The organism is Crossiella sp. NPDC003009 (genome assembly GCF_053591555.1).
Genome location: NZ_JBSFUA010000061.1, coordinates 33,056 through 44,432, shown reverse-complemented (window position 1 = coordinate 44,432; position 11,377 = coordinate 33,056). Strand labels below are relative to the sequence as shown.

The following is an 11,377-nucleotide window of genomic DNA, read 5'->3' as shown; positions in this document are numbered from 1 at the left end:
GTGAGCAAGTCAAAAAACCACACCACACCCGCTGCGACCAGCGACTATGCTGGTCACCGGGGGAAGGGGGAAGCACCATGCACTACGGGTCTGTCGCCGACACCACGCCTGAGGGCGGGTGGGTCGCCATCCGGTACCACCGGATCTCTGACCTGAAGGACTCGTCAACGTCGATCGAACGCCAGGAACCGAAGACCCTGGCCCGCATGCAGGCGCTGGGCGCGCGTGAGCACGCCGTGTACGCCGACGTCGATAAGTCCGCGTTCATCCCGGGCGTGTACCGGGATGACTGGGAAAAGGGGATGGAAGACCTTTACGCCAAACGCGCTAACCTGTTGATCGTGGTCAAGGTCGACCGCGCAACGCGACAGGGAATCTTGCAGGCTGCCGAGATCATCCGTGTTGTCGTCATGACGGGATGCCGTTTCGTTTCAATTGAAGACGGAATCGACTCCCTTAACGAAAACTGGGAGCTGAGCCTCGCATTCGCTGCACACATCGCGCAAAGGTCCTCGAAGGACACCTCCGGGCGCTACTCGGATGCCAGAAGCCACCTGCGAAACCAGGGCATTTGGATCGGAAAGCGTCCGTACGGCAACGTCGTGACGTCGGCCAAGAAGCTCCTGCTTGAGCCGTTTGAGTCCCAGATTCAGCGTAACTACGCTTTCGCCGTCCTCTACGGTAACAAATCGACCGGTTGGGTCGCAGACAGCTTGAACGACCGCGGGATTGACACACCTTCTTGGGCCAGCAGGAAGCGTGCCATCGCGAAAATGGAGCGCATCGGCGAACCCGAGAAAGCCGCTGCCCTGCGGGAAAAGCCCATGAAGTACCCGAATCACTGGAGTGAGTCCACCGTTCGCGCCATGCTCACATCACCCGTACTGGCCGGTTACCTGCCCCACAACGGCGACTTTTGGCACCACCCGACCACCGGGGAAAAGGTACGTTGCGGCGAGGGTGTCGTATCGCTCGGCGAACTGTTGCAACTGCGGGAACTGCTGGGGGGCCGCGTGGGGCACTGGGAGCGCGCTCAAGAGCTGCGGAACATCCCTGCAAGCCGCTCGCAGCGAACCGGCCAACCTGCATCCACGGAAGCGATGGGATACACCGCCTGCCGCGAATGTGGTGCCGAATCTACGCCGGACTGGAAAACTCCCGCAGCCAATAGGGCCGCGCAGTACCGCTGTATGCGGAAAGCGGCCCGGGGTGACTGTATCGGCTCGGGCATGGTCGAACATGCCGTGCACAAGTTCATCGGCAACGCCATTGTCAGCCACATCGCCACGCTTGACCCAAATGACCCGAAGGTGCTGGCGCTCGCCGAGCGGTGGGAAGCGATCAAGAACCCAGGGCTCAGCCTGCGGTTTCAGGAGATCGACGCCGAGCTAGCGACCGAACAGGCGTATATCGACAAGATCGACAACGAGAAGCTTCGGGGCGTCATGTTCTCCGGCCCGGACGGTGAGAAGAAGTACGACCGCCTTCACGGGCAGGCGACCGAGCGCGTCAGCCACCTGCACGCCGAGCGTGCGCGGCTCAAGGCGGAGGCGAAGGTACTCGGTACCGGGTTCATCAACCAGGTTGAAGCGGTCGCCGAGTACTGGGAGAGCGCTGGACTGACCGAGCGACGCGAGATGTATGCACTGCTGATCCACAAGGTGTGGATCAGCAAGGCACCTCGTCTTGGGGCGAAGCCGACGCCGGACAGGCTCACGTTCTGGTTCGTAGGCGAGCCTGAGCCGGAGTTCGCCAAGGCGTTCCGCAGCCAGCACCGGGTGACGGACATGCGGGGCAAGACCCGGAAGCCGAAGCGGCGGGGCAAGCGCAAGGCAGGCGCGCCGTCTGAGCACGGCAAGGTCGCCTGACGCGGCGGACGCGGGGAGCGGCCCCGATGTAGAGATGCACAGTTGGGGCCGCTCCCAGAACCTATATAAATTTTGGTTTTGGTTTCTATAGAGAAAGTAGGAACAGGGGGCAACTATGCATCTCTACATCGGCCCCCTGTCCCACTCCCCCGCGGTAGGTCACAGCTAGGTCACGGTCCTGCCGGACCCTGCGTTCTCCCTGGTCGATGGTTGACAAGCAGGGGGTGTAGTAGGTGGACGGACCTACACGGGTTGGGGGGTGGGGATGCGGCGAGCCTGCCTGACCTGCCCCCGTACCGCGGTCCCCGGTTCATCTCGGTGCGCTGCCTGCGGTGGTGCCCGGCAACCGGGCCGCGAGTCCGCGCGCCGAGCTGCCCGCCGGATCGTCAACCAGGCGGGCGGGGCGACGTGTGTGACCTGCCGAGGGTGGCACCCCGCGTTGGTGATCCGGATCGACCACGTGGTGCCGCTTGCTGATGGTGGCCGGGATGAGCCCGGCAACGTGCAGGTGCTCTGTATGGAGTGCCACGCCGACAAGACCAGCCGCGAGGCGGTTGAGCGCGCGCACCGGCGGCGCTGACGGGGAGGGCGGGGCGAAAGTCCGGCCGCCGGGGTGGCCAGACCACCCCGCCCCCTCTCTGGACGGTCCCTGAGTGCAGGGCCGATTTTTGTTGATCTTCCCGTGCGGCGCGAGCTGCGCGAACCAACTCTCAGCACCGCGTCATCCGCCACAGAACGGCCCCGTGAACGGGAGCCGAACGCCGATGAACCGGAGCTGAGTCCGCCCGGAACCGAGCGCTGTACGCCGGTTCGGGTTGCATCACCGGTCCGGTGGGGTCGAGCGCGAGGGGGACGCGCTCCCCCGCCGGACCGGTTCCATGGCCGCGCGCGCTCACCGCGAAGGAGACCCGTCCACCCGATCCGGTCGGCGGGGCGAGCGCGCGCGGCACCTTACATATGGGGGCTGCTGTGGGACGGGCGCGAAGCGCCGCCGCGGCGGGTGCGTTCCTGCTGGCGCTGGTCGCCGCGAACGCGCTCACCGCGCATCTTGGATTAATCCCCGCCGGGTTCGGGCTGACCGTGACGGCGGGGACGTACTGCGCGGGGCTGACGCTCGCCCTGCGGGATGTGCTGCACGAGGTTGCCGGGGCGCGCGCCGTGGTTGCGGTGGTCGCGGTCGGTGCCGGGGTCACGGCGTTGTTCGCGCCGGGCCTGGCTGCGGCGAGCGCGGCGGCGTTCGTGGTCGGCGAGCTGGTCGACCTGGCGGTGTTCGTGCGCCTGCGTGCCCGCGGCTGGCTGCCAGCGCTGGTCGGCTCCAACGCCGTCGGGGCGCTGGTGGACACGGCCGCGTTCGTGGCGTTCGCAGGGTTGCCGTTCACCGTGGCGACCGTCGTCGGGCAGTTCGTGGTCAAGGCGGTCTGGGTGACCGGGCTGTTCGTGCTCGGGGTGGTGGTGTGGCGTGCTGTATCTCGGCAACGCTTCAAGTCCCCGCATCCGTGAGGCCATGGCCGCTGGCGAGTTGGGGCAGATGTGTACTCCGGCGGAGGGTCGCGCGCCGCTGCTCGGCGTGACGTGGGCGGCCGACAACGGCTGTTATGGCCGTGGGTATCCCGGGGACGCGCGGTGGCTTCGGTGGCTGGATCGGCACGCCGAGCACGCCGACCGGTGCCTGTTCGCGACCGCGCCGGATGTGGTCGGCGACGCCGCGGCGACGTTGGCCCGGTCGGCTCCGTGGTTGGAGCCGATCCGCGAGCGCGGGTACCGGGCGGCGCTGGGCGCGCAGGACGGGATGACGGCGGCCGACGTGCCGTGGTCGGCGGTGGACGTGTTGTTCATCGGTGGCTCAACCGCGTGGAAACTCGGCGACCAGGCGGCGCGGCTGGCTGCCGACACGCTCGACCGCGGGCTGTCTGTCCACATGGGACGCGTCAACTCCGGCCGCCGCTGGCGGTACGCCTCCGGGCTCGGGTGCGCTTCCGCTGACGGGACGTTCTTGGCGTTCGCGCCGGATGTGAACCTGACCCGCCTTCGAGGCTGGGCAGCGTAGGGCCGCCCCGGACATGGCTGCGCGCCCGGACGGATCGACCTTCCAGGCGCGCACAGCAGCAGGAGAGCGGGTGTTCAGTTCTCCGCGTCGCGTTCCGCGTCGAGAAAGTCGCGGTGCCACCAGACGAGGAAGTAGTTGCCCTCCTCGACTGCGCAATAGTCCTCTACGGCGAGAGGCAGCACGTTGTGGGCGCAGTGTCGGGTGGCCGTGGTCTCTCCGCGACGGATGTTGTCGAACAGGGCCATGTGGGCTTTGTCGATCCGATGGCGGAGGTGCGCCATAAGCCGTCCCCGATGCCCGATCACGTCATCCATATCGAAGACGACGTAGGTCCCTAGACCTTGCTGGCCCTGGATTACTCCGAGGTCGTTGAGCCGAGACAGCACGTCCTGGGCGGTGTACTTCGAGCAACTGTAGGCAGCAGCAAGCGCTGTGGCGCTCGGCACCCGGTCGCCCTTCTTGTACCGGCTGTCCTGGTAACAGATGTCCAAGATCAGGTCATGGAAGATGCGCGACTGGATCGTGTTGTCTTTGGGCAGGTACGCGGCGGGAATGGTCCAGTCGGGGGCGGTGTCGGGGCGCTTGGTGTCCATACCAAGAAGCTACTTGCATGGTCTCGACCATGCAAGTGGATCGTTGGTGTGTAACCGAATCGGCGTACATGGCTGCGCGCCTGGACGGTCAAGCCATCCAGGCGCGCGGGCAGGGGCTCTGCGGGCTAGGGCATCAGCGTGTCGGCGAGTGCGTCACCGTGGGCGCGGTACTCCGCTTCAACCGCGTCCACCTCAGCGGGATCAACATCCTCGTGGATCATCCTCTTTGCGGTGGCCGTGATCCGGTCCACGCTCTGGTCGATCGCAGCCACGATCGCGCGCTGAGCCTCCGTGAAGGACGCCAGGAGCATCGCGCGGGTCGGCAAGTGTGCGTCCGGGTAGTACCGGTTTGGCGGCACCAGCAAAGCGCCGTGTGCGGCGAGGATGTCGCAGGCGGCGTTAACGGTCTCTACGGTGCATCCGAACTCGCCCATGGTCCCCTCGAACGGAAACTTCGTCGGGCGATCACGACGGCCTTGCAGCACAAGCAAGAGCGTGCCTGCAACGATCGGCTTCACCTTGGTGTGGTTGACCCGTCCGGTGCCAGTGAGCTTGCGGTAGCGGTTCATGGGTGGTTCCCCCTTGTGGTTGTCAGGCGCGGAGTTCGTTGAGGCGCGGTCTGATCCGATCATGATTCGCGGTGTTCCCGGTCGAACGCCTCTCGGTGCTGCCACGCCAAGCTGAGGTCACCGTTCACCGTGGCAGCGGCGTAGTCCTCAACGAGTGCTGGCAGGCTCCCCGACGCAATGTCCATGGTCGCCGAAAGGTCATTGCGGTCAAGGGCGTCGAGCAGTCGGGCACTCTCGGCCTGGATGGCTTCACGCAGCAACCCGACCAGGCGCTCACGGTGGTGAGCGACCGCGCCCACGTCGAAGGTCACGTAGTTGCCGCGGCCCTGCTGCCCCTCGATCACCCCCGCGTCTTGGAGCCGCGCGAGTGCCTTTTGAGCTGTGCCTTTGGAGCAGTCCCACATCTCGCACAGTTCGGCCGCACTGGGCAACCTGTCGCCGACGCGGTATCCGGCGGCGTCCTGTGTGATCTCACCCAACAGGTAGAGGCAGATGTTGCTGAGCTTGTCGCCGTCGCGGGCGAGCGTGGCGCGGATCGATCGGGCGGAGAGGAGTTCGGTCAGTAGTGGGGTGGCAGTCGGCATGCGTCCAAGCTACTTACATAAACCGGTTTATGCAAGCTGGGCTGTTGGGGCACAGGGAGAACTGCGCGCCTTGCTGGTGTGCACACCACAACTTGAGGGGGTGACCGATGTCCCGCGCCGCGGCGAACCCGTCCGGCAACCCCCGCTCCGGTGCGACCCCCGACGCCCCCGTTGTCCACACCGGCCGCGCCCCGCGCGTGCCCGCCGGGCTCGGCGACGCCGGGCGCGAGGTGTGGCGGGCGGTGTGGGCGGCCGGAGACGGTGCCTACCACCCGCAGACCGACCGGTGGGTGATCGCGCGGTACTGCGAACTGCATGACCGCCGCGCCGCGCTGGTCGCCCTGGTGGAGCGCGACGGCCTGACCGCGGTCGGCTCCACCGGCCAGATGATCATGCACCCGGCGTTGCGGCATATCGAGAACACCGAGCGCGAGTTGCGCGCGATCGAGTCCGTTCTTGGGCTCTCCCTTGAGGCCCGGCTACGTCTGGGGATCGCCGCGAACACGGTCAAGCGGACCACGCTGGATGACCTGCTCGGGGGCCTGGACGACTGAACCGGGGGTGATGCCGTCTGCGCACGGAGGGACGGCGGGTCGCCCGGTTCATCAGTCACCTGACGCTCGGCGGCTCCTACCTCGGACAGCGATTCCGTTTGCTGCCATGGCAGAACGACTTCATCAACCGTGCATACCGCATCCGGCCGGACGGGCGGCGACAGCACCGAACGGTGGTGCTCGGCGTCGCCCGCAAGAACGGCAAGACCCAACTAGCGGCGGCGATCGCGCTGTACCACCTCTGCGCCGACACCCGGGACTCCGCACCGGAGGTCATCTGTGCGGCGAACACCCGCGACCAAGCCAAGATCTTGTTCGGCGAGGCGTCGCGCATGGTGCGCATGTCGCCGATCCTGTCGCAGATGTGCACGGTCCTGCGGGACCGGATCACCTGCCACACCACCGGCGGCACCTTCCGCGCGGTCTCGGCTGATGCGGGGTTACAGCAGGGACTGAACCCCACGTGTGTGGTGATGGACGAGTACGCGCAGGCCAAGACAAGCGACTTGTTCGACGCGCTCACCTTGGGCAGCGCGCAGCGGAACGAGCCGCTGTTTCTCGTGATCTCCACCGCCGGGCCGTACCCGGACGGGCCGTTTGCCGAGCTGGTCGACTACGGCCACCGGATCAACTCCGGCGAGGTGGACGACCCGTCGCTTTTCCTTCTGTGGCACGGAGTTCAGCCTGGCGAGGATGTCGACCATTCCGACCCGGTGGTGTGGGAGCGCTGCAATCCGTCGTGGTCGATCATGAACCGGGAGGACTTCGAGTCGGCTTTCCGGCGCACCCCAGAGGCGAACTGGCGGATGTACCGGCTCAACCAGTTTGTCCGTGGCGGCTCAACGTGGCTGCCGCACAACGCATGGGTGGCGCTTGCCGCCCCGCACAAGCGCTTCCAGCATGGTGACGAGATCGTGGTTGGGCTGGATGCCGCGTGGCGCAACGATTCCACCGCGATCGTTGGTGTTCGGCTGAGCGACCTGCACAGCGAAGTGCTTGGGCACTGGGAAGCGCCGCGGGATGACCCGCACTGGCGGACCCCGGTGGCCGAGGTCATGGACCGGGTGCGCACGATCTGCCGCCGCTACGTGGTGCGCGAAGTCGCCGCGGACCCGGCGTGGTTTTCCGTGCAGCTCCAGATGCTCAGTGATGACGGCCTGCCCATGGTCGAGTTCCCGAACAGCGTGGCGCGCATGGTGCCTGCGACGCAGGCCGCCTACGCCGCGGTGGTCGACGGGCTGGTGTCGCACTCCGGGCAACCCGCGCTGGCCCGGCACCTGGGCAACTGTGTCCTCAAACAGGACTCCCGGGGCGAGCGGATCACCAAGGAATCGCCGACCAGCCGCAGGCATATCGACCTGGCGGTGGCGTGGGTCATGGCGCTGCACCGCGCCCAGCTCTACCGCGACGCACAGCGCCGCTCCGACGGGTTCCTGATCGATGGCGACCCGTGGCGTGACGAACCTGATGACGACTGGTGAGGGGGGCAATGACCGAGACCGACAGGCCCATGCCGAAGTTCGCGGCGCAGGTCGCGGGGTGGGCCAGGCGGGTCCGCGCGTGGGCAGGCGAGTACGTCGCCGAGCTGGTCGCGCTCGCGGGCGGCTGGCAGCTCGCCGACGGCGCGGCCGAGCTGCACCCGGCGGCCGGACCGCTCACCCGCGGGGCGCTGCTGGTCGCGGGCGCGGTCTGCCTCGTGCGGGCACGGGGCCGCTGATGGGGTTCATGTCCGCATTCGCCCCGGAGCGCCGGGCAGCGCCGGTCGAGCCCGCCGACGCGACCACCAACGCCGAGCTGATCGGCTGGACCGGCCGCGAGCACGGCGGCGACGGGCCGATGCCCGCACGGGATGCGCTGACCATCTCCGCGGTCTACGCCTGCGTGAACCTGCTGGCGCACACGCTGGCGACGACGCCGTTGGAGACCTACCGCCGGACCGGCGGGCGGCGCGAGTCCTACCCGCGTCCACAGTGGATCGACCAGCCGAACGAGGACACCCGCCGTATCCGTTTCGTAGCAACGGTCATGACCTCACTGTTGTTGGACGGTAACGCCTACATCCTGGTGACACGCTCCGGCGGCGAGGTGGTCGCGCTGGACGTCATCCCCGCCGCGGCCGTGGAACCTATGTACGTGCCGATGCGCAACGGGGTGCGCCGCCTGGTCTACCAGTTGACCACCGGGGACGATCAAGGGCGCGTGCAGGTGGTCGGTGCGCTCGACCGTGCGGACGTGCTGCACATCGTCGGTCTGCCGCTCACTGGTCAGATCAAGGGCGTGAGCCCGTTGCAGGCAGCCAAAAGGACCTTCGAGCTGTCCATTGGGGCCGAGACCTACGGGGCCGAGTTCTTCACCAACGGGGCGGTACCCGGCGCGGTCATCTCCGTGCCCGGAACCATGACGCCCCAAGGTCTCAAAGCTGCGCGGCAGACGTGGCGCACGATCCACGGAGGCCGAGGCAACCGCCACGGGCTCGCGATCCTCACCGAGGACGCCAAGTTCGAGAAGATCAGCATCGCGCCGGATGAAGCCCAGTTCCTACAGACAAGGCAATTCGCGGTCCCTGACATCGCGCGTATCTACGGCGTGCCGCCGCACCTGATCGCCGATGCCTCCGGCTCCACGTCGTGGGGTTCCGGGTTGGCGGTGCAGTCCTCGGCGTTCGTGCAGTTCTCGGTTCGCGCGTGGGCTGAGCGGATCGAGGAAGCGCTAACCACCCTGCTCGGCGAGCGGGCGCGGGCGGCAGGAGCATTCGTCCGCTTCAGTCTGGACGCGCTCACCCGCGGCGCGCTGACCGAGCGCCTTGAGGCGTATCGGACCGGGCTGCAAATCGGGGTCTACACCATCAACGAGGTTCGGGCGCTTGAGGATCTGCCGCCGGACGCCACCGGGTATGGCGATTTCGCCATGGTGCCAACGAATCTGGCGATGCTGACGCCGGAGGGGCCGGTGCCGCTGGCCTCACCGCCTGCGCCTGCCGATGACGGCGACCAGGTGGCCGAGGGCGAGCCCGTGGAGGGCGGCGCGGTGCCGCCGGAGAACGGAGAGGGGGACGGCTGAGTACAACCGAACGCCGGGATTACGCGCTACCCGTTGAGGTGCGCGACCGGGGGGACGGCAGTTCGGGTGGCAAGACGATCCGGGGCTATGCCTACGTGTTCGACAAGCTCAGCGAGAACCTTGGCGGGTTTCGCGAGCGGATCGACCGGGGGGCCGGAGCCGATAGCATGTCCGGCGCGGATCTCTACGCCACCTACAACCACAACGACTCAGCGGTGCTGGCGCGCTCCGGCGCGGGTCTGCGGACCGGTGAGGATGAGCGCGGCGGGTGGTACGAGATTGACCTACCCGACACCAGCGCCGGGCGCGACGTCGCCGAGCTGGTCGAGCGCGGCGTACTGCGCGGCTCGTCCTTTGCGTTCACAGTGGACAACGCCGATGCCGATCAGCAGTACACCCGCGACGAGAAGTCCGGCGAGCTGATCAGGACACTGCGGCGCTTCACCGTGCACGAACTGGGGCCGGTGACGCGGCCCGCCTATCCAGACACCACCGTGGCCAAGCGGTCCATTCCGGACCGTCTCACCGCGGCACGCACTACACCCAGGGGGGTCGCATTGACGGAGACCGCGGAGACGGTGGCCGAGGAACGCGCACATGTGGAACACCAGCTACAGCAGGCATCCGACGACGGTCAGGCGGATCGCGTTGACCGCCTGCTGACCGCCCTGGACCGGCTGGACTCGCGGTTCGCCGAGCTGGATACGGCCGCCGATCGGCAGGCCGAGCAGCACGCCGCGCAGATGCGCGAGGTGGTCAAGTCCATGCGCACGCCCGGCTACGCGGAGCGGGCAGCACAGGATGACGGCGCAGTCCTGCGGGCACTGCGCGAGGGGGAAGCGGCCGAGTTCCGCGCCACCATGGGTATCACGGTGGACGATGCGAACAAGCAAGCTAGCAAGGCGGTGCCCGCGCGCACGTTGCACTCGCGCCTGACTCAGATGATCGCGGAGCGCTCGACCTACATCGCCAATGGCGCAACGGTTCTGGAGACCACCGCAGGCGAGATCATCGATTACCCGCGGGTGCGGCCGACCCGCCCGACGGCTCGGCCGACCGAGGGTCAGCCGCTGCCGGAGAACTATCCGACCACCGACACGGTGCCGCTCGGGGTGATCAAGTACGGCTACGTCTCGCACGTGACGAACGAGCTGATCCAGGACGATTACGTTGACCTGGTGGGGTTCCTGTCCCGTGACATGGCACCGAACCTGGCCGACCAGATGGGCCGCGATTTCGCCGCGGCGCTGCTCTCGCCGACCACCGGCGTCGCGCCGGAGATGCGGGTCACCCTCGGCACGGCGGCGCGGGATACCGCGATCACCGATGCCGTGATCGACCTGTACTACCTGCTGCCGTCGGCGCAGGCCGAGCGCGCCCAGTGGATCATGGGTCGAAAGACCGTGGCCCGTATCCGCAAGTTGAAGGACGCGGAGGGCCGCTACCTGCTCAAGTCGGCCACGGACGGGTCTTCGCTGACCCTGATGGGGCGGCCGGTCGCCGTCGATCCGGCCTTCACCGACCACGCGGAACCGGTGCTGTACCTGGGAGACCTGTCGGGCTTCACGGTCAGGTTCGCGGGCGGGTACCGGATCGCCCGCAGTACCGAAGTCAAGTTCCTTGAGGACATGACGTCGTTCAAGATCGTCCGCAGGGCTGGCGCGGTGCTGGTCGACACCACCGGGTCGGCGCTGCTGACGCTGCCCGCGGCCAGTGCAGGCGCAGCGAGCAAGTAGCCACCAGGCACGCCCCGGTTGCGGTCCACAGGACCGTGCCGGGGCGTGCCCGTCCCTCCACAAGGGAGGCAAGACCCTGGACCTGTACGCGACTCTGCCTGAGCTGCGCCGCCTGGACGGCATCGGTGACGCCGAGCTGTTCCCGGATACAGACCTGTTGCAGGCGCGGGGATTCGCTGTCGAGGCGGTCGAGTCCTACACCGGACGCCGATGGACCATCGACGAACCGCCACCGGTGGCAATCCGTTGGGCGGTCAGGACAATCGCTCGACAGTGGCTGGTCGACCTGCATTCACGGGTGCCAGACCGCATGCTGTCCATGACCACGGAGTTCGGCACTACGTCGCTGGCGCAGGCGGGCGGGGC

The 11,377-nt window shown here is 67.5% G+C and carries 12 protein-coding genes; 9 read left to right on the top strand and 3 right to left on the bottom strand.

Annotated features, from left to right (window positions below; translation table 11 throughout):
- From ACWDY5_RS37380 to ACWDY5_RS37365, 4 genes are all read left to right on the top strand, one after another.
- The coding region (locus tag ACWDY5_RS37380; protein WP_449726860.1) for a recombinase family protein at positions 1-1,868 on the top strand (1,868 nt) is incomplete at its 5' end.
- A gap of 265 nt (positions 1,869-2,133) precedes the next feature.
- Positions 2,134-2,448, top strand: coding sequence for an HNH endonuclease (locus tag ACWDY5_RS37375; RefSeq protein WP_449726859.1), 315 nt, complete (start codon positions 2,134-2,136; stop codon positions 2,446-2,448).
- A gap of 389 nt (positions 2,449-2,837) precedes the next feature.
- Positions 2,838-3,368, top strand: a complete 531-nt coding sequence (locus tag ACWDY5_RS37370; protein WP_449726858.1) for a VUT family protein — start codon at positions 2,838-2,840, stop codon at positions 3,366-3,368.
- Positions 3,328-3,915 (top strand): hypothetical protein, encoded by a 588-nt coding sequence (locus tag ACWDY5_RS37365; RefSeq protein ID WP_449726857.1) that lies wholly within the window; start codon positions 3,328-3,330, stop codon positions 3,913-3,915. Before ACWDY5_RS37370 ends, ACWDY5_RS37365 begins: the two co-directional genes overlap by 41 nt.
- A gap of 74 nt (positions 3,916-3,989) precedes the next feature.
- Here ACWDY5_RS37365 and ACWDY5_RS37360 read toward each other — a convergent pair whose 3' ends face one another.
- The 3 genes from ACWDY5_RS37360 to ACWDY5_RS37350 all read right to left on the bottom strand — a co-directional run bounded on the left by ACWDY5_RS37360 (position 3,990) and on the right by ACWDY5_RS37350 (position 5,661).
- Complete coding sequence (locus tag ACWDY5_RS37360) at positions 3,990-4,508, bottom strand: GntR family transcriptional regulator (RefSeq protein WP_449726856.1); 519 nt, start codon at positions 4,506-4,508, stop codon at positions 3,990-3,992.
- Positions 4,509-4,633: 125 nt separating this feature from the next.
- Positions 4,634-5,077, bottom strand: a complete 444-nt coding sequence (locus ACWDY5_RS37355) for a hypothetical protein (RefSeq protein WP_449726855.1) — start codon at positions 5,075-5,077, stop codon at positions 4,634-4,636.
- A 59-nt stretch (positions 5,078-5,136) separates the two neighbouring features.
- The gene (locus ACWDY5_RS37350) at positions 5,137-5,661 is read right to left on the bottom strand and encodes a GntR family transcriptional regulator (protein ID WP_449726854.1); all 525 of its coding nucleotides are present in this window, start codon (positions 5,659-5,661) and stop codon (positions 5,137-5,139) included.
- 107 nt (positions 5,662-5,768) lie between these two features.
- On the opposite strand from ACWDY5_RS37350, the gene ACWDY5_RS37345 reads away from it, so the two are divergent.
- From ACWDY5_RS37345 to ACWDY5_RS37325, 5 genes are all read left to right on the top strand, one after another.
- Positions 5,769-6,215: a phage terminase small subunit P27 family gene (locus ACWDY5_RS37345; protein ID WP_449726853.1), complete on the top strand. Its 447-nt coding sequence runs from the start codon at positions 5,769-5,771 to the stop codon at positions 6,213-6,215.
- A gap of 98 nt (positions 6,216-6,313) precedes the next feature.
- Positions 6,314-7,696, top strand: a complete 1,383-nt coding sequence (locus ACWDY5_RS37340) for a terminase large subunit domain-containing protein (protein WP_449726852.1) — start codon at positions 6,314-6,316, stop codon at positions 7,694-7,696.
- Between the two features lie 8 nt (positions 7,697-7,704).
- A complete protein-coding gene (locus ACWDY5_RS37335; RefSeq protein ID WP_449726851.1) occupies positions 7,705-7,932 on the top strand; it encodes a hypothetical protein in 228 nt (75 codons plus the stop codon).
- 8 nt (positions 7,933-7,940) lie between these two features.
- Positions 7,941-9,275 carry a phage portal protein gene (locus tag ACWDY5_RS37330; protein WP_449726850.1) on the top strand — a complete coding sequence of 445 codons (1,335 nt, stop codon included), beginning with the start codon at positions 7,941-7,943 and terminating at the stop codon, positions 9,273-9,275.
- Positions 9,276-9,313: 38 nt separating this feature from the next.
- A complete protein-coding gene (locus ACWDY5_RS37325) occupies positions 9,314-11,011 on the top strand; it encodes a phage major capsid protein (RefSeq protein ID WP_449726849.1) in 1,698 nt (565 codons plus the stop codon).
- The last annotated feature ends 366 nt before the right edge of the window (positions 11,012-11,377 follow it).

Coding starts and splice junctions, on each gene's coding strand:
- ACWDY5_RS37330 (WP_449726850.1), top strand. CDS start 7,941: ATGTCCGCATTCGCCCCGGAGCGCCGGGCAGCGCCGGTCGAGCCCGCC.
- ACWDY5_RS37335 (WP_449726851.1), top strand. CDS start 7,705: ATGACCGAGACCGACAGGCCCATGCCGAAGTTCGCGGCGCAGGTCGCG.
- ACWDY5_RS37375 (WP_449726859.1), top strand. CDS start 2,134: ATGCGGCGAGCCTGCCTGACCTGCCCCCGTACCGCGGTCCCCGGTTCA.
- ACWDY5_RS37355 (WP_449726855.1), bottom strand. CDS start 5,077: ATGAACCGCTACCGCAAGCTCACTGGCACCGGACGGGTCAACCACACC.
- ACWDY5_RS37345 (WP_449726853.1), top strand. CDS start 5,769: ATGTCCCGCGCCGCGGCGAACCCGTCCGGCAACCCCCGCTCCGGTGCG.
- ACWDY5_RS37350 (WP_449726854.1), bottom strand. CDS start 5,661: ATGCCGACTGCCACCCCACTACTGACCGAACTCCTCTCCGCCCGATCG.
- ACWDY5_RS37360 (WP_449726856.1), bottom strand. CDS start 4,508: ATGGACACCAAGCGCCCCGACACCGCCCCCGACTGGACCATTCCCGCC.